Below are 24,871 nucleotides of genomic sequence, written 5' to 3'. Positions count from 1 at the left end.
GGATTATTTACCACTAACCTGTTTCTGGTGCGCGTCGAGGAACTCTTTCATCTCTTTTGGTCCCTGATAACCCGGAACGACATACCCGTTGCTCAGGACAATCGCTGGCGTACCGCTCACGCCAAACTGCACGCCCAGCGCGTAGTGATTAGCAATGTCGATATCGCAGGAGGCTGGCTTAACCTCTTTTCCGCTCATCGCATCATCAAAGGCTTTGTTGCGGTCTTTCGCACACCAGATGGCCTTCATGTCCTGCTCTGGCTGGCTCTGCACGCCCGCGCGCGGGAAGGCCAGATAGCGCACGGTAATACCCAGCGCGTTGTAATCTTTCATCTCTTCATGCAGCTTGTGACAGTAGCCGCAGGTGATGTCGGTGAAGACGGTAATGACGTGTTTTTCCTGCGCCGCCTTATAGACGATCATCTCTTTTTCGAGCGCGTTCAGGTTTTTCATCAGCAGCTGGTTGGTCACGTTGACCGGCTGCGCGCCGCTCACGTCGTACATTGGCCCCTGAATAATGTGTTTTCCGTCTTCGGTGACGTACAGCACGCCGCTGTTGGTCAGTACCGTTTTCATCCCAGCGACCGGTGCTGGCTGAATATCGCTGCCGGTGACGCCAAGCTTAGCGAGCGACTGTTTGATAGCGGCATCGTCCGCATGGGCGAAACCGGTAAAGGAGGCTGCCAGCAGGGTGAACAGCGCGAAACTCTTTTTCATAGTTGATCCTGTTACAATTCGTCGGCACTCACGCACGAGGGTGGTGCTGTTGGTGTAGCTGCCGCAGGCGTTCCGTCGCGACATGGGTGTAAATTTGCGTCGTGGAAAGATCGCTATGTCCCAGCAGCATCTGCACCACGCGTAAATCCGCGCCGTGGTTGAGCAGATGCGTCGCGAAGGCATGACGCAATACGTGCGGCGAAAGCTTTTCACTGTCGATACCGGCCAGTGTGGCGTAATGCTTGATGCGATGCCAGAACGTTTGCCGCGTCATCTGCTGTGCGCGCTGGCTCGGAAACAGAACGTCGATAGATGCGCCGTTGAGCAGCCACGGGCGACCGTGCTCCAGATACGTTTCCAGCCAGTAAACCGCCTCTTCGCCCAGCGGAACCAGCCTTTCCTTGTTTCCTTTACCGATGACGCGCACCACGCCCTGACGCAGGCTGATGTCGCTCATCGTCAGGCCAACCAGTTCCGAAACGCGCAGGCCGGTAGCATACAATAGCTCAAGCATGGCTTTATCGCGTAACTCCAGCGGCAGGTCAACTGCCGGTGACTGTAATAATCTCTCAACTTGTGCTTCGCTGAGATCTTTCGGCAGCCGCTGCGGAAGTTTTGGGGATGCCAGCAGCGCGCTGGGATCGTCTTCGCGGATCTTCTCACGGTAGAGATGCTGGAACAGCCGACGCATGGCGCTGAGCAAGCGCGCAGAACTGGTCGCTTTGTAGCCCCCTTCTACACGTTCACCGAGCAGCGCCTGCAGGTCGTCGCTTTGCGCGCTCGCCAGCGAGAGCTGCCGACGGGCCAGCCACTCCACCAGCATGGTAAGATCGCGCCGATAGGCGCTGAGCGTATTCTCGGCCAGATTTTTTTCCAGCCACAGCGCGTCGAGAAACTGTTCAACGAGTGCGAGATCCTTTTCCACATCAGCCCCTTTGATTCTGCAGTCAGGTCATTATGCCTGATTGTGACCTGTTTCTGGTACACTACGCGCAAAGTCAACGCAAGAATTGAGATAATTACGCGATGAATATTGGTCTGTTCTATGGTTCCAGCACCTGCTACACCGAAATGGCGGCAGAGAAAATTCGCGACATCATTGGCCCGGAACTGGTGACGTTGCATAACCTGAAAGATGACGCGGTCGCGCTGATGGAACAGTACGATGTGCTGATCCTCGGCATCCCAACCTGGGACTTTGGTGAGATACAGGAAGACTGGGAAGCCATCTGGGATCAACTCGATTCAGTCAATCTCGACGGCAAGATTGTTGCCATGTACGGGATGGGAGATCAGCTGGGTTACGGGGAGTGGTTCCTGGACGCGCTCGGCATGCTGCACGACAAGCTGGCGCCGAAAGGGGTGTCGTTCATCGGCTACTGGCCAACCGAAGGTTACGAGTTCACCAGTAAAAAGCCGATTATTGCCGACGGCGAGCTGTTTGTTGGGCTCGCGCTGGATGAAACCAACCAGTACGATCTTAGCGATGAACGCCTGCAAAACTGGTGCGAGCAGATTCTGGGCGAAATGGCAGAAAAGTTTAGCTAACGCCTATTACCCCTGCGTCGTCTGTTGCAACAGCATCCGGCGCAGGTCTCGCCACTCGGCAGCATCCATACTGTCAGCCGCCAGCCAAAGATGCTGGCAACGCCCGCCGTCCACCTTGCGTAACCGTAACATCATGCCGCAGTTGAGCATCCAGGGCATACCGAGAATATCCCACTCTTTTCCCTGCCAGCGCAGGCGGGAATCCATCAGTAGCTTGATCTCTCCCTGACGGGCATTAATGCGACGCTGGCTGCGTACGCTGTCAAACACGACAAACGAGAGTAACAGCAGCCACAGCGGCGTATAGCTCAGCGGCCACGGCATCAGTAACACAAAGGCCGCAACCAGGCCGTGGAGCAACAAAGACATCCACTGCGAGCGCCACGAGACGCGAAGATCAGATTGCCACAGGACCACGTTCCCGATTCCGTGTTTGAATTAATTGCACCATCCGTTGCAACTCGGTGTCGGCGGGTTTGCCGTGGTTCATCAGCCAGTTGAATAAATCCGGATCGTCAGACTCAAGCAGGCGAACAAACAGACGCTTATCATCGTCGCTTAAGGTGTCATACTCATATTCGAAGAAAGGCATGATGGAAATATCAAGTTCACGCATGCCGCGACGGCACGCCCAGTGAATACGGGCCTTGTTGTTAATATCCATGTTCAGTTTCCTGCATTACGTTTGGCACAGTCGGTACCCCATTCAGTGTTCTTTATTTCTCTACGGGGACACCAGCTAGTGTAACGTGTTTTTGAGCGTTTCATTACTGGAATATTGCGATCGACGAGCAGGCTTCCAGAATAACCCCTACAAAGACAGCGGATTACATTATTTTGCGTGGTGTTACGCACAACCGGTTTATGGCACAAATGGCCTGTTGAAAGCGCTTGCATTGCCTGCAGGCTCTTTTACCATTAGGCATTATTAAAGCGTTAAGCAATTCAGGATATCGTTATGGCCTTTACACCATTTTCTCCTCGCCAGCCCGCCGCCTCTGCGCGTCTGCCGCTGACGCTTATTTCTCTTGATGACTGGGCGCTGGCGACGCTCACCGGTGCCGACGCCGAAAAATATCTGCAGGGCCAGGTGACCGCCGACGTCAGTCAGATGACAGAACACCAGCACCTGCTGGCCGCCCATTGCGACCCAAAAGGTAAAATGTGGAGCAACCTGCGTCTGTTCCGCCGTCAGGACGGTTTTGCCTTTATTGAGCGCCGCAGCCTGCGTGACGCCCAGCTCAAAGAGCTGAAAAAATACGCGGTCTTCTCCAAAGTCACTATCGCCCCGGACGACGAACAGGTCCTGCTGGGTGTGGCCGGCTTCCAGGCGCGTGCGGCGCTGAAAAATCTGTTCAGCGAACTGCCGGATGCCGAAAAGCAGCTCGTCAGCGAAGGCGCTACCTCTATCCTGTGGTTTGAACACCCGGCAGAGCGTTTTCTGTTAGTCACCGATGCTGAAACCGCCGAGCGCGTCACCGAGGCGCTGCGCGGCGAAGCGCAGCTTAACAACAGTCAGCAGTGGCTGGCGCTGAACATCGAAGCGGGTCTGCCGATCATTGACGCCGCAAACAGCGCGCAGTTTATTCCTCAGGCAACGAACCTGCAGGCGCTGGGCGGCATCAGCTTTAAAAAAGGCTGCTACACCGGCCAGGAGATGGTCGCACGAGCAAAATTCCGCGGGGCAAACAAACGCGCGCTATGGACACTCGCGGGCCATGCCAGCCGGGTACCTGAAGCAGGGGAAGATTTAGAACTGAAGATGGGTGAAAACTGGCGCCGTACCGGCACCGTATTAGCCGCCGTACAGCTGGATGATGGACGTCTTCTGGTGCAGGCCGTTATGAACAACGACATGGAAGCGGACAGCGTGTTCCGCGTGCGTGACGATGTGAACACACTGAGCATCGAGCCTCTGCCCTATTCACTGGAAGAGTGATGCTGTATCGCCCGGTGGCCCTGCGCTTACCGGGCCTACTAATCCCGTAGGTCGGGTAAGGCGAAGCCGCCACCCGACAAAAAACTACGCCTGCCCCACATACAAATAAATCGCCAAAAAGTGGCACACGCTGCCGCCCAGCACAAAGCCGTGCCAGATGGCATGGTTGTACGGAATACGCTTGCAGACGTAGAAAATGACGCCGAGCGAATACACCACGCCGCCTAAGGCCAGAAGCGTTACGCCCCCTATCGACAGTTTGATTGCCAGCTGGTACACCACGATCAGCGACAGCCAGCCCATGGTCAGATAGGTGACCAGCGACAGCACCTTAAACCGGTGCGCGATGGTGAGCTTAAACAGGATCCCGAGCAGCGCCAGGCTCCAGATAACAATCATCAGGCCGCGCGACAGCGGTGAGTTGAGCCCCACCAGCAGAAACGGCGTGTAGGTGCCTGCAATAAGAAGGTAGATAGCGCAGTGGTCAAACTTCTTGAGCCACATCTTTGCCCGCTGATGCGGGATCGCGTGATACAGCGTCGAGGCCAGAAACAGCAGGATCATGCTCCCGCCATACAGGCTGTAGCTGGTAATAGCCATTGCGCTGGCATTGGCATCGACCGCCTGCACCAGCAATAACACTAAACCGACAATCCCAAACACCAGGCCAATGCCGTGGCTGATGCTGTTGGCTATTTCCTCAGCCAGCGAATATCCCTGTGCGATTAATGGTCTACTCACCATACAAAACTCCGGGAAAACAAAAGATGATTATTCATCGCATCACTATGCTAACTGAGAATGATTCCAGTGAACACCTGTTAGCTAAAATAATTTAATTTCAGGATTTATACCTAAAAAATCATAGACATAAATGAATTTTTCACCTAACATTTGTTCACATTAAAATTTAACCATTAAGAATCAAGAGCATAAAAATGGATCCTGCCGTCTGGCCGCATGTTATGATGGATACATGAGGTCTGAATAAGAGTTATGCCATTGTGAGTATGTTTACCCACTCCGCCATTGCCAGTCTCAATAACCTGGAGATGATGGTCTACAACTATGTCATTAAAAACCGTGACAAAGTCATGTACATGACCATCCGCGAGCTGGCGGATGCGGCGGGTGTCTCGACGACCACTATCCTGCGCTTTTGCCGCAAGCTTAACTGCGAAGGCTACTCGGAGTTTCGCGTACGCTTTAAGCTTTATCTTGAACAGAACGAGCCCCAGCAGGCGAATTTCGGCGCCAGCGAAATTATCAGCTTCTTTAAAAGCGTAAATAATGAAGAGTTCGACGCGTTATTAGATAGTGCGGTCGATATTATTTTATCGTCGGAACGCATTATATTTGTCGGCGCAGGAACGTCAGGCTCGCTGGCAAAATATGGCGCACGTTTCTTTTCTAATATCGGAAAATTCAGTAACCATATTGATGACCCTTATTTCCCGGTCACCAATGACATGGCGAAAAATGCGCTGGCGATTGTGCTCTCCGTCTCGGGTGAGACCGAGGAGATCCTGCGCTTCGCCAGCCAGTTTAGCCTGCATCACTGCAAGGTGCTCTCCATTACCAGCCACGAGCACTCGCGTCTCGCAAAACTGGCCGACTTTAATCTCTCCTGGCACGTTCCCCAGACGCGTATTGCAGGTGTCTACGATATCACCACGCAAATTCCCGTCATCTATATTCTGGAATCTCTCGGCCGTAAGCTGGCGAAGAAACTTACAGAATAAAACATCCTGTTTTTTTGATGTAACAAATCACATTATGCCCAATTTGTTATATCGTGACATTTAATTTCGCTTTGCTAGACTCGATGCCAATAAGCCATTTATTGAGAATAGCAGCGATGAAAAAATTGACCTTACCAAAAGATTTTTTATGGGGTGGCGCGGTTGCCGCTCACCAGGTTGAAGGCGGCTGGAACAAAGGCGGCAAAGGGCCAAGCATTTGCGACGTATTAACCGGCGGCGCACACGGCGTACCGCGCGAAATCACGCAGGACGTGGTGCCGGGGAAATATTATCCCAATCATGAGGCGATTGATTTCCACGGCCATTACAAAGAAGACATCAAGCTGTTTGCCGAGATGGGCTTCAAGTGTTTCCGCACCTCGATTGCCTGGACGCGTATCTTCCCGAACGGTGACGAAACGCAGCCAAACGAAGAAGGGCTGAAGTTTTACGACGACATGTTCGATGAGCTGCTGAAATACAACATCGAACCGGTGATCACCCTCTCCCACTTCGAAATGCCGCTGCACCTGGTGAAGGAGTACGGTAGCTGGACCAACCGTAAAGTGGTCGATTTCTTTGTGCGCTTCGCGGAAGTGGTCTTCGAGCGCTACAAAAACAAGGTCAAATACTGGATGACCTTCAACGAAATCAACAACCAGCGTAACTGGCGCGCGCCGCTGTTCGGCTACTGCTGCTCGGGCGTGGTCTATACCGAACATGAAAATCCGGAAGAGACCATGTATCAGGTCCTGCACCACCAGTTTGTGGCCAGCGCCCTGGCGGTGAAGGCTGCACGCCGCATCAACCCGGAGATGAAAGTCGGCTGCATGCTGGCGATGGTGGCGCTCTATCCGTTCTCCTGCAAGCCGGAAGACGTGATGTTCGCCCAGGAATCAATGCGCGAGCGCTACGTCTTTACCGATGTCCAGCTGCGCGGCTACTACCCGTCCTACGTGTTGAACGAATGGGAGCGCCGCGGGTTCTCCATCAAAATGGAAGCGGATGACGAGCAGATCCTGCGTGAAGGCACCTGCGACTACCTGGGCTTCAGCTATTACATGACCAACGCGGTGAAAGCGGAAGGCGGTACCGGCGATGCCATTTCCGGTTTCGAAGGCAGCGTACCGAACCCGCACGTGAAGGCCTCCGACTGGGGCTGGCAGATTGACCCGGTAGGCCTGCGCTATTCCCTGTGCGAACTGTACGAGCGTTACCAGAAACCGCTGTTTATCGTGGAAAACGGCTTCGGCGCCTACGACAAGGTGGAAGAAGACGGCAGCATTAACGATGACTATCGCATCGACTACCTGCGTGCCCACGTGGAAGAGATGATCAAGGCCGTTACCCACGATGGCGTGGATCTGATGGGCTATACGCCATGGGGCTGTATCGACTGCGTGTCGTTTACCACCGGCCAGTACAGCAAGCGCTACGGCTTTATCTACGTGAACAAGCACGACGACGGCACGGGCGACATGTCGCGTTCCCGTAAGAAGAGCTTCGAGTGGTATAAAGGCGTGATTGCCAGCAACGGCGAGGCGCTGTGATTTTTTGCCCGGTGGCGCTGCGCTTACCGGGCCTACACGAACAGTAGGCCGGGTAAGGCGAAGCCGCCACCCGGCTTTTATTTCCCGCCCGCCAGCTCTATAAAACTGCCCGTGACGTACGACGCCTTTTCGCTCAGCAGCCAGACAATCGCCTGGGCGACCTCTTCCGGCTGGCCGCCGCGCTGCATCGGCAGTAACGATTTTACGCGATCCACTCGCCCCGGCTCTCCGCCGGAGGCATGGATATCGGTATAGATCAGACCCGGACGGACGCAGTTAACGCGAATGCCCTGCGCTGCGACCTCAAGCGATAAACCCGTTGTCAGCGAATCCACCGCCCCCTTGGACGCGGCGTAATCCACATATTCACCCGGCGCGCCCAGACGGGACGCTGCGGAAGAGACATTCACTATCGCCCCGCCCTTGCCGCCATGTTTGAAGGACATGCGTTTTACCGCTTCCCGGCAGCAGAGGAAGTAGCCCGTGACATTGGTCGCCAGGACGCGGTTAATGCGCTCGGCCGAAAGATTCTCGATGGTGGATTGCTCAAACAGGATCCCCGCATTATTGACCAGCGCGGTCAGCGGCTCACCTTCGCGATCGAGGCTGTTAAACATCGCCAGCACCTGAGCTTCATCGCTGATGTCTGCACGTACAGCAAAGGCTTGACCACCCGCATCCACAATCTGCCTGATGACGTCCTGCGCGGCGTTAATGTTGTGATGATAGTTCACCGCCACGGTGTAGCCTTCGCGAGCCAGCTGCAGCGCGGTGGCCTTCCCTATGCCCCGGCTGGCGCCGGTGACCAGTGCAATTGCCATTATCTTCTCCCAATAAAAAAGCCGGGTGGCGGCTTCGCCTTACCCGGCCTACGTTACTACATCAGCAATGTTACTGGTATTCGCTCATCGGCACGCAGGAGCAGAACAGATTACGGTCGCCGTAGACGTCATCGAGACGCTTCACGGTCGGCCAGTACTTGTTCGCCACACCTGCCGGGAAGACCGCCAGCTCGCGGGAATAACCGTGGTTCCACTCAGCCACCATCTCGTGCTGGGTGTGCGGGGCGTTAACCAGCGGGTTATCTTCCAGCGTCCACTCACCGTCCTGTACGCGGTCGATCTCCATGCGGATAGCCAGCATCGCGTCGATAAAGCGGTCCAGCTCGGCTTTGCTTTCGGACTCCGTTGGCTCCACCATCAGCGTGCCCGCAACCGGGAACGACATGGTAGGCGCGTGGAAGCCGTAGTCGATCAGACGCTTAGCAATATCCAGCTCGCTAATGCCGGTCTGCTCTTTCAGCGGACGAATATCGAGGATGCACTCGTGCGCCACGCGACCGTCGCGGCCGGTATAGAGCACCGGGAAGGCAGACTTCAGGCGCGTCGCAATATAGTTGGCGTTCAGAATGGCCACCTGGCTCGCCTGCTTCAGCCCTTCCGCGCCCATCATGCGGATATACATCCAGCTGATTGGCAGGATAGAGGCGCTACCGAACGGTGCCGCAGAAACCGCGCCCTGACGGGTCAGCATGCCTTCAATCTGAACCACGCTGTGGCCCGGCACAAACGGCGCCAGGTGCGCTTTCACGCCGATAGGCCCCATGCCCGGGCCGCCACCGCCATGCGGAATACAGAAGGTTTTGTGCAGGTTGAGGTGCGATACGTCCGCGCCGATAAAGCCCGGCGAGGTAATGCCCACCTGCGCGTTCATGTTTGCGCCGTCGAGGTATACCTGACCGCCGAACTGGTGCACCACGTCGCACACTTCACGGATGGTCTCTTCATACACGCCGTGGGTGGACGGATAGGTCACCATGATGCAGGAGAGTCTGTCGCCCGCCTGCTCGGCTTTCGCGCGCAGGTCAGCCAGGTCGATGTTGCCGTTCTTATCGCACGCCACCACCACCACTTCCATGCCCGCCATCTGGGCAGAGGCCGGGTTGGTGCCGTGGGCTGAGCTTGGGATCAGGCAGATATCGCGATGGCCTTCGTTGCGGCTTTCGTGATAGTGACGGATTGCCAGCAGGCCCGCATATTCACCCTGCGCGCCGGAGTTCGGCTGCATGCAGAGCGCGTCGTAACCGGTCAGCTTCACCAGCCAGTCGGAAAGCTGGTTGATCATCACGTGATAACCTTCCGCCTGCTCTGGCGGGCAGAACGGGTGCAGCTCGGAGAATTCAGGCCAGGTGATCGGGATCATCTCTGCTGCGGCGTTCAGCTTCATGGTGCAGGATCCCAGCGGGATCATCGCCTGGTTCAGCGCCAGATCCTTGCGCTCCAGAGAGTGCATGTAACGCATCATCTCGGTTTCGCTGTGGTAGCGATTAAAGACCGGGTGCGTCAGGATGGCGTCGTTACGCAGCATGCTGTCCTGAATGGAGCGGCTGTCGAGCGCAACTTCTTTGTCGAGCGCATCAATGTCCAGACCGTGCGCGTCACCCAGCAGCACGCTGAACAGGTTCAGGATATCGTCGCGGGTGGTGCTTTCATCCAGCGTAATGCCGACGGCGTTGTGGATGTCGCTGCGCAGGTTGATCTTTGCCGCGTCCGCGCGGGCCAGCACGGCGGCTTTGTCCGCCACGTCCACGCACAGGGTGTCGAAGTAGTGGGCATGGCGCAGCTTAAGACCTTTTTGCTGCAGGCCGCAGGCCAGGATATCGGCCAGGCGGTGAATGCGGCTGGCAATGCGTTTCAGACCAGCCGGGCCGTGGAACACGGCGTACAGGCTGGCGATGTTAGCCAGCAGCACCTGTGAGGTACAGATGTTGGAGTTCGCTTTCTCGCGGCGGATATGCTGCTCGCGGGTCTGCATCGCCATGCGCAGCGCGGTATTACCGGCAGCATCTTTGGAGACGCCGATAATACGGCCAGGCATGGAACGTTTGAATTCATCCTTCGCGCCGAAGAACGCCGCGTGCGGGCCGCCGTAGCCCATCGGTACGCCGAAGCGCTGTGCTGAGCCGAATACGATATCCGCGCCCTGTTTGCCCGGCGCCGTCAGCAGCACCAGCGCCATAAAATCGGCGGCAACGCTCACAACCACCTTGCGGGATTTCAGCTCGGCAATCAGCGCGCCGTAGTCGTGAACTTCACCGGTGGTGCCCACCTGCTGGAGCAGCACGCCAAAGACGTCCTGATGATCCAGCACTTTGTCAGCGTCGTCGACAATCACGTCAAAGCCGAAGGTTTCCGCACGGGTGCGCACCACGTCCAGCGTCTGAGGATGCACGTCCGCCGCCACGAAGAAGCGGTTAGCGTTTTTCAGCTTGCTCACGCGCTTAGCCATCGCCATCGCTTCGGCGGCAGCTGTCGCTTCATCCAGCAGAGAAGCGGAGGCGATATCCATGCCGGTCAGGTCCAGCGTCACCTGCTGGAAGTTCAGCAGCGCTTCCAGACGGCCCTGGGAGACTTCTGGCTGATACGGCGTATAGGCGGTGTACCAGCCCGGGTTTTCCAGCATGTTGCGCAGGATCACCGGCGGCAACTGCACGTTGGTGTAGCCCATGCCAATGTAAGACTTATAGCGCTTGTTCAGGCCGGCGATGGCCTTCAGCTCCGCCAGCGCGGCGAATTCCGTAGTGGCTTCCCCCACCTGAGGCGGCGTGGCAAGCTGGATGTCTTTTGGCACAATCTGGCCGATCAGTGCGTTTAATGAATCCGCGCCAACTGTCTTTAGCATCTCCTGCTGTTGCTGAGCATCCGGCCCAATGTGACGTTCGATGAAGGCGCCACGGTTTTCAAGCTGGCTTAAAGTCTGTGTCATGAGCGATGGTTCCTGAAACGTGCAGTGAATCGTAGTTATCTGTAACGCTGTTGCCCGGTGGCGCTAACGCTTACCGGGCCTACGTTGATCTCCAGGCCGGATAAGCGCAGCGCCATCCGGCACAACGTTATTCGTCTTCCAGTAGTGCTTCGTATGCGGTCGCATCCAGCAGCGCGGCAACCTGGGATTCGTCGCTGGCTTTGATCTTGAAGATCCAGCCGCCTTCATAAGGCTCGCTGTTGACCAGCTCTGGCGAATCGCTCAGCGCGTCGTTGACGGCAACAATTTCACCGCTTACCGGCGCGTAGATATCGGATGCTGCTTTTACGGACTCCGCCACGGCGCAGTCGTCGCCCGCGCTCACGGTCGTGCCCACGTCAGGCAGGTCAACAAACACCATGTCGCCCAGCAGCTCTTGCGCGTGCTCGGTGATCCCTACGGTGTAAGTGCCGTCCGCCTCTTTGCGCAGCCACTCGTGTTCTTTGCTGTATTTCAGTTCTGCTGGCACATTGCTCATTGAAGTTCTCCTGATAAAAATGATTAGGCGACCGGCTTACCGGCGCGAACAAAAATCGGTTTGGTCACGTTGACCGGCATTTCGCGGTTGCGGATTTGCACCACCGCCGTTTCGCCAATCCCCGCCGGCACGCGTGCCAGTGCAATACTGTAGCCCAGCGTCGGTGAGAAGGTTCCGCTGGTGATCACGCCTTCGCGAGGATTGCCGTCAGCATCGGTAAAGCGCACCGGCAGTTCGCCGCGCAGCACACCCTTCTCGGTCATCACCAGGCCCACCAGTTGTTCAGTGCCCTTCTCGCGCTGCATCTCCAGCGCTTCACGGCCAATAAAGTCACGGTCAGCCGGTTCCCACGCGATGGTCCAGCCCATGTTGGCGGCCAGCGGAGAGACGCCTTCGTCCATCTCCTGACCGTAGAGGTTCATGCCCGCTTCCAGACGCAGCGTATCGCGCGCGCCCAGACCCGCAGGCTTCACGCCCGCTTCCACCAGCGCACGCCAGAAATCAGCGGCCTTCTCGTTTGGCATCGCAATTTCGTAGCCCGCTTCACCGGTGTAGCCGGTGGTGGCGATAAACAGATCGCCCGCCTGCACGCCAAAGAACGGCTTCATGCCAGCGGTGGCGTTGCGCTGCTCGTCGTTAAACAGAGAGGCGGCTTTCGCCTGCGCGTTTGGTCCCTGCACGGCGATCAGCGACAGATCGTCACGGACGGTGATGTCGATGGCATAAGGTTCGGCGTGTTGGGTGATCCAGGAGAGGTCTTTTTCGCGGGTGGCGGAGTTTACAACGAGGCGGAAGAAATCTTCAGTGAAGTAATAGACGATAAGGTCATCAATCACGCCGCCCGAGGCATTCAGCATGCCGGTATAGAGCGCTTTACCCGGCGTCTTCAGTTTGGCGACGTCGTTTGCCAGCAGATAACGCAAAAACTCCCGGGTGCGGCTACCGCGCAGATCGACAATTGTCATGTGGGACACGTCGAACATACCGGCATCGGTGCGCACCGCGTGGTGCTCATCAATCTGCGAGCCGTAGTGCAGCGGCATCATCCAGCCATGGAAGTCCACCATGCGGGCGCCGCATAACACGTGTTGTTCGTACAAAGGAGTCTGTTGAGCCATCTTGTCCTCGTTGAAAAATTCACCGTGAAACCCGGTATCGGCCCCGCGTTCGGGCACCGACGCAAACGTTCTCTTTTACCTGAACTTACCACCGAAACCGGCGGTTAACCATAAGGCAAAATGGGTCATCACATTAGCTTATGACCAAAAAACGCTAAAAAGCCTACAGAGTTATTCACTGGAAAAATGCGATTAACCCCGTACAAAATTAACAATGATCTAACAGGATTTAGCACATGGTGATATTTCATGCGGAAAATCGGGCCGAATTTCCGTAACGAGAAAAACGCGACATTAGATTATCTAATGCGAAAAATGACGTGAAATTAGAATATTTCAAACGAGGGAATTTCCCCGGCGCAGAGGCCGGGAAAATAAAGTGTGACGGGGATCTAAGTTAGCGCAGCCAGTCAGGGAGATCGTTAAGACCCATCGCCTGACGGAGAAGTTGAGGTTTGACGCCAGGAAGCGTATCGGCCAGTTTAAGACCGATATCGCGCAGCAGTTTTTTCGCCGGATTTGCCCCGGCAAACAGCTCGCGGAAGCCCTGCATCCCCGCCAGCATCATCGCCGCACTGTGCTTGCGGCTGCGCTCGTAGCGACGCAGATAGAGATGCTGGCCGATGTCTTTTCCTTCGCGATGCAGGCGACGCAGCTCCTCGACCAGCTCCGCCGCGTCCATAAAGCCAAGGTTAACGCCCTGCCCGGCCAGTGGATGAATGGTATGTGCCGCATCCCCCACCAGCGCCAGACGGTGCGCCGCAAACTGACGCGCGTAGCGGCCGGTTAACGGGAACACCTGACGCTCGCTTTCAAGAGAGCACAGGCCAAGGCGGTTATCAAAGGCCACGCACAGCGCCTGGTTAAAGGCCTCCGGCGTCGCCTCATGCATCTGCCGGGCTTTGTCCGGCACCAGGGACCAGACGATCGAGCACAGGTGCGGATCGGCAAGCGGCAGGAACGCCAGTATGCCGTCGTTGTGGAAAATCTGGCGCGCCACGCCGCCGTGCGGCTCTTCGGTGCGGATCGTCGCGACCAGAGCGTGATGACGATAGTCCCAGAAGGTCAGCGGGATATCGGCTTTATTACGCAGCCAGGAGTTGGCACCGTCAGCACCGACCACCAGGCGCGCGGTCAGCATGTCGCCGCTCTGCAGGGTGATAAACGCCTCGTTTTCGCCCCACGCCACCTGCTGGATCTGCGCAGGCGCAATCAGCGTCACGTCGCTGCACTGCTGTGCTTTCTGCCACAGCGCGTGGTGGATCACCGCGTTTTCAACGATGTGGCCCAGATGGCTATAGCCCATGCTTTCATCATCAAAAGCAATATGACCAAAGCTGTCCTTATCCCACACTTCCATGCCGTGATAGCAACTGGCGCGGTTCGCCACAATATCTGACCAGACGCCAAGGTGCGTCAGCAGCTTTTCGCTGGCCGCATTAATGGCCGAGACGCGGAGTTCCGGCGGCGCATCCGGGGCAACGGGCTGGGGCTGTTTTTGCTCCAGTACCGCCACGCGCAGGCCGCTGCCCTGTAATCCACAGGCCAATGCCAGTCCGACCATTCCGCCGCCAACGATGGCGACATCAACATTTTGCACGGTGATAACTCCTTAACGCGCAACCCAACCCAGGGTCCGCTGCGCCAGCACGTCACGTGCCGGAATGAATAGTTCCATCGCCATCAGCCCGAGATTGCGACCCGCAACCAGCGGTGCCCAGCGATTGGCAAAAAGATGGACCAGGCCATCGGTCACACCGATGGTGGCCTCTTTATCCGCCTGACGGCGCTTCTGGTAATGACTCAGCACCGAATACGCCCCGCAGTCTTTTTGCTCGCCCCATGCCTGCGCCAGTGATTCGGCCAGGCTCATGACGTCGCGTAAGCCAAGGTTAAAGCCTTGCCCCGCGATGGGATGCAGCGTTTGCGCGGCGTTACCGACAAGCGCCAGACGATGAGAGATGGACTGAGACGCCGTGGTCAGCGCAAGCGGATAGACCGTCCGCTTGCCGGCATGGGTAATTCGCCCCAGCCGCCAGCCAAAGGCTTTCTGCAGCTCGGTACAAAAACGTTCGTCGGACCAGGCCCTCACCTCTTCAGCCTTATCCTGCGGATGACACCAGACCAGGGAACAGCGCCCGTCCGACATCGGCAGCATCGCCAGTGGGCCATGCTGCGTAAAGCGCTCAAACGCCCTGCCGTTGTGGTCAGCTGCGGTAGCGACGTTCGCAATGACCGCCACCTGGCCGTAAGGCTGCTGGCGCCACTCCACGCCGCACTGGGTGCCGAGCGAGGAGCGCGAACCGTCCGCAGCGACCAGAAGCTGGCCTTCAAGGACGATGCCGTTTTCCAGCGTCACGCTGACCGACGCTTCACTTCGGCTCACGCTGGCCACGCGCGCGGGGCAATGCAGCGTGACGCCCGGCGCGTCCTGGAGCAGGCGGAACAGACGCAATCCGACGTCGTGTAGCTCAACAACCTGACCCAGGGCATCAATCCGGTAATCCTGCGCGTCCAGCGTGACAAAGCCCGCATGGCCGCGATCGCTGACGTGAACGGTCCCGATCGCCGTGGCACGGTCGGCAATTGCCTGCCAGATCCCAATGCGCGAAAGCTGCTGGCAGGTGCCCTGCGCCAGCGCGATGGCGCGGGCATCAAACCCGGGGTGGTTGGACGCCTCTGGCGCAACGGCTTCCACCAGGTGCACCGGAAGCTGCCCCTGCGTCAAATGCGAAATGGCCAGCGCCAGCGTGGCCCCGGTCATGCCGCCGCCAACGATAATCACGCTCATGCGCGCGCCGCTGCCATCAGCGCCTCGATATCGTCAGCGTTTTTCACGACGCTGGCGGTCAGGTTTTCGTTACCGGTCTCGGTAATCACGATGTCATCTTCAATACGAATACCAATCCCGCGGTACGCTTCAGGCACGTCGGCATCCGGCGCGATATAGAGACCCGGCTCCACGGTTAACACCATGCCCGGCTCCAGCACGCGCGAACGGTCGGTGCCGTAGGCGCCAACGTCATGAACGTCCAGCCCCAGCCAGTGGCTCAGGCCGTGCATAAAGTACGGTCGATGCGCATTTTCAGCAATCAGGGTATCTACGTCCCCTTTCAGGATACCGAGCCTGACCAGACCGGTAATCATGATGCGCACCACTTCGCCGGTCACTTCCTGGATGGAGGTACCCGGACGATACAGCCTGAGCGCCGTCTCAAGGGATTCGAGAACAATGTCGTAAATCGCGCGCTGTGCCGGCGAGAATTTACCGTTCACCGGGAAGGTCCGGGTGATGTCCCCCGCATAGCCCTGATATTCGCAACCGGCGTCAATCAGCACCAGATCGCCGTCGCGCAGCGCGCTTTCGTTTTCGGTGTAGTGCAGAATGCAGCCGTTTTCCCCGCCGCCAACAATGGTGTTGTAGGAGGGATAGCGCGCGCCGTGGCGGTTAAATTCGTGATGAATTTCGCCTTCCAGCTGGTATTCGAACATCCCGGGACGGCATTTCTCCATCGCGCGGGTATGCGCCAGCGCGCTGATTTCGCCCGCGCGGCGCATCACGTTCAGCTCTTCTTCAGACTTGAACAGGCGCATCTCATGCACCACTGGACGCCAGTCCGTCAGCGTGGCCGGTGCGGACAGGTTCTGCCGCGAGCCTTTGCGCAGCTTATCCAGCGCGGTGAAGACAATCTCATCGGCGTAAGCATATTCGCCCTGCGCGTGATAGAGCACGTCGAGGCCGTTAAGCAGCTGGTAGAGCTGCTGGTTGATTTCGCTAAACGCCAGCGCACGGTCGACGCCCAGCTTTTCCGGTGCGGCCTCTTGCCCTAAGCGGCGACCAAACCAGATTTCGGCCGTCAGATCGCGCACGCGGTTGAAAATCACGCTGTGGTTGTGGGTGTCATCGCTCTTAATCAACACCAGTACCGCTTCCGGCTCGTTAAAGCCGGTGAAGTACCAGAAGTCGCTGCTCTGGCGATAGGGATATTCGCTGTCGGCGCTGCGCGTCACTTCAGGCGCGGCAAAAATCAGCGCGGCGCTGCCCGGCTGCATTTTTGCCAGCAGCGCCTGACGGCGGCGCGAATACTCTTGACTCGAGATAACCATGACACCCTCCTGTGCGTTATTTTTCTTAATGTAAGGTTGGCTTGCGGACTTCCGGCGCAGTCGGCTGTGAGCGCGTAAAGTTGTCGTGGCACAGCAGTGCCGCCACGCGCACGTACTCGATGATCTCTTCGAGAGACATTTCCAGCTCTTCCTGGTCTTCGTCTTCATCGTAGCCAAGCTGGGCGATGTTGCGCAGATCGTCGATCGCTTCACCCGCTTCGCCGGTGACTTTATCCAGTTTAGGCTGCGTGACGCCCAGACCCAGCAGATAGTGATTTACCCACCCCGCCAGCGCATCGGCGCGATCAAACACGCTGACGTCGTCGCCTTCAGGCAGATAAAGCTGAAAAAGGAAGCCGTCGTCTTCCAGCGAATCACTGATGGCGGCATGCATTTTACGCAGCGCTTCCGCCAGCTCGTGACCAAACGCCAGCCCTTCATTCGTGAGGTCGTGGATCAGCGGCTGCCATGAGCTGTCGCTGTTTCCGCCGCACAGCATGCCACTGATCAGACCGTGCATTTCGGCAGGGGTTAAACCGACTCCCTGCTGGTTCAGTAACTGGTTTAAATCCTTGTAACCAGGCATTTCGTTCTGTATAGACATGCGCATTCGTCATCATTGGGGGGAAGTTTCATGATATGCTACCACTTTGGACCCTGGTGATACCAGAAAAGGGCTTGTATCTTCACATCAGGGTAGCTATAGTGTCGCCCCTTCGCAGCCCCCGGGGCATCAGGCGAAGGCAGCGCAGTCAATCAGCAGGAAGGTGGCATGTCTGCACAACCCGTCGATCTCCAGATTTTTGGCCGTTCACTGCGAGTGAATTGTCCGCCTGAACAAAGGGATGCTTTGAATCAGGCTGCGGACGATTTGAATCAGCGGTTGCAAGATCTAAAAGAACGCACTAGAGTCACAAATACTGAGCAGCTGGTTTTCATCGCCGCGTTGAACATCAGCTATGAACTGACTCAGGAAAAAGCGAAGACCCGCGACTACGCGGCAAGCATGGAGCAGCGCATTAAAATGCTCCAGCAGACCATAGAACAGGCATTGCTTGATCAAGGTCGCAATCCCGAAAGACCGGGACCCAAGTTTGAATAACACTTCTCAGTTGACTATGGTAGAGTAACTGTGAAGACAAAATTTCTCTGAGATGTTCGCAAGCGGGCCAGTCCCCTGAGCCGATATTTCATACCACAAGAATGTGGCGCTCCATGGTTGGTGAGCATGCTCGGTCCGTCCGAGAAGCCTTAAAACTATGACGACACATTCACCTTGAACCAAGGGTTCAAGGGTTACAGCCTGCGGCGGCATCTCGGAGATTCCCTCTCTTTTCTTCTACCGACTACCATGACTCAATTCCCTGAAGTTTCGGCTTCACGCCAGGACATTCGTCAGCTCATTCGTCAACGTCGTCGTGCGTTAACCCCCGTTCAGCAAGCGCATTTTGCCCAGCAGGCCGCCGCCCGTATGATGGCGTATCCCCCTGTCGTGATGGCGCGCACGGTTGCCCTGTTTCTGTCATTTGATGGAGAACTGGATACCCAACCGCTGATAGAGCAACTCTGGCGCGCCGGGAAGAAGGTATACCTGCCGGTGCTGCACCCGTTCAGTGAAGGCAATCTGCTGTTTTTGCACTATCACCCGCACAGCGAGCTGGTAGTGAATCGTCTGAAAATCACCGAACCGAAACTCGACGTGCGCGACGTGCTCCCGCTGTCACAGCTGGATGTACTGATTACGCCGCTGGTCGCGTTTGATGAGCAAGGACAGCGCCTGGGAATGGGCGGTGGTTTTTACGACCGGACGCTGCAAAACTGGCAGCAGTATGGGTTGCAGCCGGTGGGCTACGCGCATGATTGCCAGGGCGTGGAGGCGTTGCCGGTAGAAAAATGGGATGTGCCGTTACCGGCGGTGGTGACGCCCAGTAAAACCTGGACCTGGTAGAATAAAGCCGGGTGGCGGCTACGCCTTACCCGGCCTACATAAATCCTCGAACATTGTAGGTCGGGTAAGCGTAAGCGCCACCCGACACACAGACCGCACGACCGTTGTAGGTCGGGTAAGGCGCAGCCGCCACCCGACACCACAGACCGCACCATCAGTACAGCAGACGCGCGCGAATCGTCCCCGGAATGGCCTTCATGCTCAGCAGCGCTTTCTCGGCCACATCGTCATCCGCTTCGATATCAATAACCACATAGCCCATCTGCGAGTTGGTCTGCAGATACTGCGCGGCAATGTTAACGCCCTGCTCGGCAAAGATCTGGTTAATCGCGGTCAGCACGCCTGGACGGTTTTCGTGGATGTGCAGCAGACGACGGCCACCATGCAGCGGCAGCGACACTTCCGGGAAGTTCACCGCAGAAAGCGTAGAACCGTTGTCGGAGTATTTACTCAGCTTACCCGCCACTTCAAGACCGATATTCTCCTGCGCTTCCTGGGTTGAACCGCCGATGTGTGGCGTCAGGATCACGTTGTCGAATTCGCACAGCGGAGAGGTAAACGGATCGCTGTTGGTCGCAGGCTCCGTCGGGAAGACGTCGATGGCGGCGCCCGCCAGGTGCTTACGCTTCAGCGCATCGCACAGCGCAGGGATATCGACAACCGTGCCGCGCGCGGCGTTAATCAGCAATGAGCCCGGCTTCATCAGCGCCAGCTCTTCTGCACCCATCATGTTTTTAGTGGACGCATTTTCCGGCACGTGCAGACTCACCACGTCACTCATGTTCAGCAGGTCTGACAGGTGTTGAACCTGGGTGGCATTGCCCAGCGGCAGCTTGCTTTCGATATCGTAAAAATAGACATGCATACCGAGAGATTCCGCCAGAATCCCCAACTGGGTACCGATGTGGCCATAGCCGATGATACCCAGTTTTTTTCCACGGGCTTCGTAGGAGCCCGCAGCCAGTTTGTTCCAGACGCCGCGGTGTGCTTTGGCGTTAGCCTCCGGAATGCCGCGCAGGAGCAACAGCAGTTCGCCAATGACCAGCTCCGCCACGGAACGGGTGTTGGAAAACGGGGCGTTGAAGACAGGAATACCGCGTTTCGCGGCAGCATTCAGGTCAACCTGGTTGGTACCGATGCAGAAGCAGCCGATAGCCACCAGCTTTTCCGCCGCGGCAATCACATCTTCAGTCAGGTGAGTACGGGATCGCAGGCCAATGAAGTGGGCATCACGGATGGACGCTTTCAGCTCTTCGGTATCGAGCGCGCCTTTGTGAAATTCGATGTTGGTGTAACCTGCCGCACGAAGGCTATCGATTGCTTTTTGATGCACGCCCTCGACCAGCAGGAATTTAATCTTGTCTTTCTCCAGTGATACCTTTGCCATTTACCCGACCCTGTTTTTGTCTGAACTGATGTTGTGCTGGATATAAATCCGCTGTAGCCAACATATCAAAAAAAACTATTGCAGCAATATGAACGTTTGCGTCGGCACACTGAAGGAAAGTCATACAGCGCAAAATGGCAGAGGAAAATGCTATGGAAATTTACAAATGCGGAAGGATCGGCAAAAGAGGCATAAAAACGTGACACAAGTCACCGAATTTAGCGTATCAAAAATTTTTTAGCGGGGGGAGGACTCCCCCCGTCAGATCATTTTACGATGGTTTTCACACCGTCAGCGGTGCCGATCAGCGCCACATCCGCGCCACGGTTGGCGAATAGCCCTACGGTCACGACGCCAGGAATGGCGTTGATGGCATTTTCCAGCGCAATCGCGTCGAGAATTTCCAGACCGTGAACGTCGAGGATCACGTTACCGTTGTCGGTCACTACGCCCTGACGATATTCCGGGCGACCGCCCAGCTTCACCAGCTGACGGGCAACCGCGCTGCGGGCCATCGGGATCACTTCAACCGGCAGCGGGAAATTCCCCAGAATGTCCACCTGCTTGGAGGCGTCGGCGATGCAGATAAACTTGTCCGCAACGGAGGCGATGATCTTTTCACGCGTCAGCGCCGCGCCGCCGCCTTTGATCATCTGCATGTGGCCGTTGATTTCATCCGCACCATCAACGTAAATTCCCAGACGATCCACTTCGTTGAGATCGAAAACGGTAATGCCGAGGCTTTTCAGCTTTTCCGTGGAAGCATCAGAGCTGGAAACCGCGCCCTCGATCTGCCCCTTCATCGTGCCCAGCGCATCGATAAAGTGTGCCGCGGTTGATCCCGTACCGACACCGACAATGGTACCCGGCTGTACGTACTGGAGAGCGGCCCATCCTACTGCTTTTTTCAGTTCATCCTGCGTCATGATCGTTTTGCCTGTGGTGTGAAAACTCAGGGCGCATTATAGAACACGTCGAATGGAATTCGTCTGCCACAAAGGGAAAATTGTGTCATAGTGCAGAATAAGCAAAATTAAGGAGCCAGCCAGAGCAATGAAACGTCCGGACTACAGAACACTACAGGCACTTGATGCAGTTATCCGTGAACGAGGTTTTGAGCGCGCGGCGCAAAAGCTTTGCATCACGCAGTCCGCCGTCTCTCAGCGTATCAAACAGCTTGAAAATATGTTCGGCCAGCCGCTGCTGGTGCGTACCGTGCCGCCACGTCCAACCGAGCAAGGACAAAAGCTCCTCGCCCTGCTGCGCCAGGTTGAACTGCTGGAAGACGAGTGGCTGGGTGACGAGCAAACGGGCTCTACGCCGCTGCTGCTCTCTCTGGCGGTCAACGCCGACAGTCTGGCAACCTGGCTGCTGCCGGCCCTGGCGCCGGTCCTCGCGGACTCCCCTATCCGCCTGAATTTGCAGGTTGAAGACGAAACCCGTACTCAGGAGCGCCTGCGTCGCGGTGAGGTAGTTGGGGCGGTCAGTATTCAGCCTCAGGCGCTGCCAAGCTGTCTTGTCGATCAGTTAGGCGCCCTGGATTACCTGTTTGTGGGTTCAAAAGCCTTTGCCGAGCGCTACTTCCCGAACGGCGTCACCCGCGCGGCGCTGCTGAAAGCCCCTGCCGTGGCGTTCGACCATCTGGACGATATGCATCAGGCGTTCCTGCAGCAAAACTTCGATCTGCCGCCGGGCAGCGTGCCGTGCCATATCGTTAACTCGTCTGAAGCCTTCGTGCAGCTTGCGCGCCAGGGCACCACCTGCTGCATGATCCCGCACCTGCAGATTGAAAAAGAGTTGAAAAGCGGTGAGCTGATTGACCTGACGCCGGGGCTGTATCAGCGTCGGATGCTCTACTGGCACCGTTTTGCGCCGGAAAGCCGGATGATGCGCAACGTCACCGACGCGCTGCTGGCGTACGGGCATAAAGTATTGAGACAGGATTAAAAAGAAAAGCCGGGTGGCGGCTACGCCTTACCCGGCCTACAGATTACTGAGCCGGTTTCGGCTGTGCTGCAACGGGTTCCAGCTGGAACACCACATCCACCTGATCGTCGAACTGAATGGTTGGCTGCTCGTAAGTTTCCTGAGCGGACACCGGGGCTGCATCAGCCTTCATCATACGAACCATCGGGCTTGGCTGGTAGTTAGAGACGTGGTAACGCACGCTGTAAACCGGGCCAAGCTTGCTCTTAAAGCCAGAAGCCAGCTGTTCCGCCTGGTGAATGGCATCATCAATCGCCGCTTTACGCGCTTCGTCTTTGTATTTCTCCGGTTGCGCAACGCCCAGCGACACGGAACGGATCTCGTTCAGGCCCGCCTTCAGCGCACCGTCCAGCAGCGAGTTAAGCTTATCCAGCTGACGCACGGTCACTTCAACGGTACGCACGGCACGGTAGCCTTTCAGGATGCTTTTGCCATTCTGGTAGTCGTAATCGGGTTGAGTACGCAGGTTCGCAGAGTTGATATCTTTTTTGCCGACACCGTTCTGCTCGAGGAAAGAGAGGTATTGCGCAACGCGATCGTCAGCCTGCTTCTTGGCCGTCGCCGCATCTTTCGCCGCCACATTCACCTCAATTGCCAGGGTTGCAACATCGGGTACCGCGTCCACGCTTGCGGTGCCTGACGTGACGATGTGCGGGCCATCCGGCAATTCGCTTGCCTGCACCGACACCGCACCGAAACTTACTAATGCCGCCAGGGCCATCACTTTAAACTTCACTGTCATTCCTCCATGTTGCGAAGAGTGCCCATTAACAGGGCGCATGCCAGCAAGCTTAGCGGGTCTTGTTCAGTTGTCCATAAGACAAGGATTAGTTGAACAATTCCTGGACATGATGAATCCCCTCTTTCGCCAGCTGAAAGGCAATAAACCACATCACCAGCCCCACAAGGGTATTAATGATGCGCTGGGCTTTGGCCGTACGCAGGCGGGGCGCCAGCCATGCCGCCAGAATGGCGAGACCGAAGAACCACAGGAAAGAGGCGCTGACCGTGCCGAGCGCAAACCAGCGTTTCGGTTCAACGTCCAGTTGACCGCCCAGGCTGCCCAGCACGACGAAGGTGTCGAGATAGACATGAGGGTTTAGCCAGGTCACCGCCAGCATAGTGACGATAATCTTCCAGCGGCCCTGCTTCATGACCTCCGCGCTCGCCAGTTCGAGGTTGCTGCTCATCGCCGTTTTCAGCGCGCCGAATCCGTACCAGAGCAGAAACGCCACGCCGCCCCAGGTGACCAGCGCCAGCAGCCACGGAGACTGCATCAGCAGCGCGCTGCCGCCAAAAATCCCGGCACAGATCAGCAGTAAATCGCTTACTGCGCACAGCAGGGCAATCATCAGATGGTACTGGCGGCGGATGCCCTGATTCATCACGAACGCATTTTGCGGGCCGAGGGGAAGGATCATGGCTGCGCCTAAGGCAAGCCCTTGAAAATAATAAGATAGCATGACGATTTTCTCGCAGTGTTGTTCTGGAAGCCGACTATACTGCGCGAATTACATAAGAGGAAATGGATAATATTAATTGGGTATTAGCGGAGCTTATGAAAGTAAAGCCCGGTGGCGCTAGCGCTTACCGGGCCTACGGGTGACGTTATTCTGCTTCTTTGACTTTTTTGACGTTTACGTCCATCTGCGGATACGGGAAGCTGATGCCGTTGGCGTCGAAGTCGCGCTTAATGCGTTCCAGCACGTCCCAGTACACGTTTTGCAGATCGCTGCTTTTGCTCCAGATACGCACCACAAAGTTAATGGAGGAAGCGCCGAGTTCATTCAGGCGAACCGTCTGCTCTTTGTCTTTCAGGATACGCTCGTCTGAAGCAATGATGTTGGTAATCAGCGACTTCACCTGATCGATGTCGGAGTCGTATGCCACGCTGATAATCAGTTCGTTACGACGCACCGGCTCACGGGAGAAGTTGATGATGTTGCCTGCGATAATTTTCCCGTTCGGCACGACCACGATGCGGCCATCGACGGTGCGCATGGTCGTTGAGAAAATTTGCACCTGCAGCACGGTTCCGGCAATCCCGCCAAGGTCAACGTACTCGCCGGAGCGGAACGGACGGAAAGTCACCAGCAGAACGCCTGCCGCCAGGTTTGAAAGCGAGCCCTGCAGCGCCAGACCAATAGCCAGACCGGCGGCACCGAGAACGGCGATGACGGAGGCGGTTTGCACCCCAACACGGCCCAGCGCCGCAATCAGCGTAAAGGCGATAATGCCGTAACGCACCAGTGCGGAGAGGAAGTCAGCCACCGTGGCGTCAATGTGACGGGCCAGCATCACGCGGTTAACCGTATTCGAGACAATACGCGCCACGATCATCCCGACGATGATGATGGCAATCGCCGCGACGATGTTCACGGCATAGCTCAGCAGCAGGGCCTGGTTGCGCACCAGCCAGTTACCGGCGTTATTGATGCTGTCTACAACATCGAGTTGTTCCATTTATTCTTCCTTTTGTTAAACCAAAACACAAAATCCATCCCCCATGGAGACAGGCAGGTCTGTAAAGGGTAAACAAAAAGCACT

25 protein-coding genes and 1 other RNA gene are annotated in these 24,871 nt (G+C 56.7%); 8 read left to right on the top strand and 18 right to left on the bottom strand.

Annotated elements, in window-relative coordinates; all coding sequences use genetic code 11:
• Positions 1 to 3 precede the first annotated feature (3 nt).
• Complete coding sequence (gene dsbC, locus ACMGGE_RS20915; RefSeq protein ID WP_023333302.1) at positions 4 to 717, bottom strand: bifunctional protein-disulfide isomerase/oxidoreductase DsbC; 714 nt, start codon at positions 715 to 717, stop codon at positions 4 to 6.
• A 28-nt stretch (positions 718 to 745) separates the two neighbouring features.
• Positions 746 to 1,642, bottom strand: a complete 897-nt coding sequence (xerD, locus tag ACMGGE_RS20910) for a site-specific tyrosine recombinase XerD (protein WP_008499709.1) — start codon at positions 1,640 to 1,642, stop codon at positions 746 to 748.
• 101 nt (positions 1,643 to 1,743) lie between these two features.
• Between xerD and fldB the strand changes: the two genes are divergently transcribed.
• Positions 1,744 to 2,265: a flavodoxin FldB gene (gene fldB, locus ACMGGE_RS20905; RefSeq protein WP_045909912.1), complete on the top strand. Its 522-nt coding sequence runs from the start codon at positions 1,744 to 1,746 to the stop codon at positions 2,263 to 2,265.
• Positions 2,266 to 2,271: 6 nt separating this feature from the next.
• Here the strand turns inward: fldB and ACMGGE_RS20900 are convergent, their stop codons facing one another.
• Positions 2,272 to 2,682, bottom strand: a complete 411-nt coding sequence (locus tag ACMGGE_RS20900; protein WP_021242050.1) for a protein YgfX — start codon at positions 2,680 to 2,682, stop codon at positions 2,272 to 2,274.
• Entirely contained in the window at positions 2,663 to 2,929 is a 267-nt protein-coding gene (gene sdhE / locus ACMGGE_RS20895) for an FAD assembly factor SdhE (RefSeq protein WP_006178375.1), read from the bottom strand. The genes ACMGGE_RS20900 and sdhE overlap by 20 nt, the downstream gene beginning before the upstream one ends.
• Before the next feature lie 294 nt (positions 2,930 to 3,223).
• On the opposite strand from sdhE, the gene ygfZ reads away from it, so the two are divergent.
• Positions 3,224 to 4,204 carry a tRNA-modifying protein YgfZ gene (gene ygfZ / locus ACMGGE_RS20890; protein ID WP_126534020.1) on the top strand — a complete coding sequence of 327 codons (981 nt, stop codon included), beginning with the start codon at positions 3,224 to 3,226 and terminating at the stop codon, positions 4,202 to 4,204.
• 84 nt (positions 4,205 to 4,288) lie between these two features.
• Here ygfZ and trhA read toward each other — a convergent pair whose 3' ends face one another.
• Positions 4,289 to 4,948 carry a PAQR family membrane homeostasis protein TrhA gene (gene trhA, locus ACMGGE_RS20885; RefSeq protein ID WP_045335239.1) on the bottom strand — a complete coding sequence of 220 codons (660 nt, stop codon included), beginning with the start codon at positions 4,946 to 4,948 and terminating at the stop codon, positions 4,289 to 4,291.
• Positions 4,949 to 5,214: 266 nt separating this feature from the next.
• On the opposite strand from trhA, the gene ACMGGE_RS20880 reads away from it, so the two are divergent.
• Both ACMGGE_RS20880 and ACMGGE_RS20875 read left to right on the top strand, forming a co-directional pair.
• Entirely contained in the window at positions 5,215 to 5,946 is a 732-nt protein-coding gene (locus tag ACMGGE_RS20880; RefSeq protein WP_208763929.1) for a MurR/RpiR family transcriptional regulator, read from the top strand.
• 116 nt (positions 5,947 to 6,062) lie between these two features.
• Entirely contained in the window at positions 6,063 to 7,496 is a 1,434-nt protein-coding gene (locus ACMGGE_RS20875) for a 6-phospho-beta-glucosidase (RefSeq protein WP_048224765.1), read from the top strand.
• A 77-nt stretch (positions 7,497 to 7,573) separates the two neighbouring features.
• Here ACMGGE_RS20875 and ACMGGE_RS20870 read toward each other — a convergent pair whose 3' ends face one another.
• The 8 genes from ACMGGE_RS20870 to ACMGGE_RS20835 all read right to left on the bottom strand — a co-directional run bounded on the left by ACMGGE_RS20870 (position 7,574) and on the right by ACMGGE_RS20835 (position 17,607).
• On the bottom strand, positions 7,574 to 8,317 hold the full coding sequence (locus ACMGGE_RS20870; RefSeq protein WP_045909915.1) for an SDR family oxidoreductase: 744 nt from the start codon (positions 8,315 to 8,317) through the stop codon (positions 7,574 to 7,576).
• Positions 8,318 to 8,387: 70 nt separating this feature from the next.
• Entirely contained in the window at positions 8,388 to 11,261 is a 2,874-nt protein-coding gene (gene gcvP, locus ACMGGE_RS20865) for an aminomethyl-transferring glycine dehydrogenase (protein WP_048029111.1), read from the bottom strand.
• A gap of 127 nt (positions 11,262 to 11,388) precedes the next feature.
• Positions 11,389 to 11,778 (bottom strand): glycine cleavage system protein GcvH, encoded by a 390-nt coding sequence (gcvH, locus tag ACMGGE_RS20860; protein WP_008499718.1) that lies wholly within the window; start codon positions 11,776 to 11,778, stop codon positions 11,389 to 11,391.
• Positions 11,779 to 11,801: 23 nt separating this feature from the next.
• Entirely contained in the window at positions 11,802 to 12,896 is a 1,095-nt protein-coding gene (gene gcvT / locus ACMGGE_RS20855) for a glycine cleavage system aminomethyltransferase GcvT (protein WP_045910150.1), read from the bottom strand.
• A 397-nt stretch (positions 12,897 to 13,293) separates the two neighbouring features.
• On the bottom strand, positions 13,294 to 14,496 hold the full coding sequence (gene ubiI, locus ACMGGE_RS20850; RefSeq protein WP_262778839.1) for an FAD-dependent 2-octaprenylphenol hydroxylase: 1,203 nt from the start codon (positions 14,494 to 14,496) through the stop codon (positions 13,294 to 13,296).
• A gap of 12 nt (positions 14,497 to 14,508) precedes the next feature.
• A complete protein-coding gene (gene ubiH / locus ACMGGE_RS20845) occupies positions 14,509 to 15,687 on the bottom strand; it encodes a 2-octaprenyl-6-methoxyphenyl hydroxylase (RefSeq protein ID WP_420294111.1) in 1,179 nt (392 codons plus the stop codon).
• Positions 15,684 to 16,997 (bottom strand): Xaa-Pro aminopeptidase, encoded by a 1,314-nt coding sequence (gene pepP, locus ACMGGE_RS20840; protein ID WP_086374948.1) that lies wholly within the window; start codon positions 16,995 to 16,997, stop codon positions 15,684 to 15,686. Before pepP ends, ubiH begins: the two co-directional genes overlap by 4 nt.
• Positions 16,998 to 17,028: 31 nt before the next feature.
• Positions 17,029 to 17,607: a YecA family protein gene (locus ACMGGE_RS20835; protein ID WP_024906571.1), complete on the bottom strand. Its 579-nt coding sequence runs from the start codon at positions 17,605 to 17,607 to the stop codon at positions 17,029 to 17,031.
• A 168-nt stretch (positions 17,608 to 17,775) separates the two neighbouring features.
• On the opposite strand from ACMGGE_RS20835, the gene zapA reads away from it, so the two are divergent.
• The 3 genes from zapA (at position 17,776) to ACMGGE_RS20820 (ending at position 18,951) form a co-directional block, all read left to right on the top strand.
• A complete protein-coding gene (gene zapA / locus ACMGGE_RS20830; RefSeq protein WP_006811891.1) occupies positions 17,776 to 18,105 on the top strand; it encodes a cell division protein ZapA in 330 nt (109 codons plus the stop codon).
• Between the two features lie 41 nt (positions 18,106 to 18,146).
• Positions 18,147 to 18,330, top strand: a non-coding RNA gene (gene ssrS, locus ACMGGE_RS20825) — 6S RNA.
• 24 nt (positions 18,331 to 18,354) lie between these two features.
• On the top strand, positions 18,355 to 18,951 hold the full coding sequence (locus tag ACMGGE_RS20820; RefSeq protein WP_063622407.1) for a 5-formyltetrahydrofolate cyclo-ligase: 597 nt from the start codon (positions 18,355 to 18,357) through the stop codon (positions 18,949 to 18,951).
• Positions 18,952 to 19,105: 154 nt separating this feature from the next.
• On the opposite strand, the gene serA is transcribed toward ACMGGE_RS20820, so the two are convergent.
• Both serA and rpiA read right to left on the bottom strand, forming a co-directional pair.
• A complete protein-coding gene (gene serA, locus ACMGGE_RS20815) occupies positions 19,106 to 20,338 on the bottom strand; it encodes a phosphoglycerate dehydrogenase (RefSeq protein WP_021242062.1) in 1,233 nt (410 codons plus the stop codon).
• A gap of 266 nt (positions 20,339 to 20,604) precedes the next feature.
• A complete protein-coding gene (gene rpiA, locus ACMGGE_RS20810; protein WP_014885151.1) occupies positions 20,605 to 21,264 on the bottom strand; it encodes a ribose-5-phosphate isomerase RpiA in 660 nt (219 codons plus the stop codon).
• Between the two features lie 127 nt (positions 21,265 to 21,391).
• Between rpiA and argP the strand changes: the two genes are divergently transcribed.
• Positions 21,392 to 22,285, top strand: coding sequence for a DNA-binding transcriptional regulator ArgP (gene argP / locus ACMGGE_RS20805; protein WP_008499727.1), 894 nt, complete (start codon positions 21,392 to 21,394; stop codon positions 22,283 to 22,285).
• Between the two features lie 43 nt (positions 22,286 to 22,328).
• Here the strand turns inward: argP and ACMGGE_RS20800 are convergent, their stop codons facing one another.
• The 3 genes from ACMGGE_RS20800 to ACMGGE_RS20790 form a co-directional block, all read right to left on the bottom strand.
• On the bottom strand, positions 22,329 to 23,060 hold the full coding sequence (locus ACMGGE_RS20800; protein ID WP_008499728.1) for an oxidative stress defense protein: 732 nt from the start codon (positions 23,058 to 23,060) through the stop codon (positions 22,329 to 22,331).
• A gap of 91 nt (positions 23,061 to 23,151) precedes the next feature.
• Entirely contained in the window at positions 23,152 to 23,787 is a 636-nt protein-coding gene (gene argO, locus ACMGGE_RS20795; protein WP_021242063.1) for an arginine exporter ArgO, read from the bottom strand.
• A 145-nt stretch (positions 23,788 to 23,932) separates the two neighbouring features.
• Positions 23,933 to 24,787 carry a small-conductance mechanosensitive channel MscS gene (locus ACMGGE_RS20790; RefSeq protein ID WP_045909921.1) on the bottom strand — a complete coding sequence of 285 codons (855 nt, stop codon included), beginning with the start codon at positions 24,785 to 24,787 and terminating at the stop codon, positions 23,933 to 23,935.
• Between the last annotated feature and the right edge of the window lie 84 nt (positions 24,788 to 24,871).

It is taken from the genome of Enterobacter sp. BNK-22, from assembly GCF_048684805.1.
In the GTDB taxonomy this organism is placed as follows: Bacteria; Pseudomonadota; Gammaproteobacteria; order Enterobacterales; family Enterobacteriaceae; genus Enterobacter; species Enterobacter quasiroggenkampii.
The sequence above is the reverse complement of the archived record's forward strand: the minus strand, read 5'-3'. Positions and strand labels throughout refer to the sequence as shown.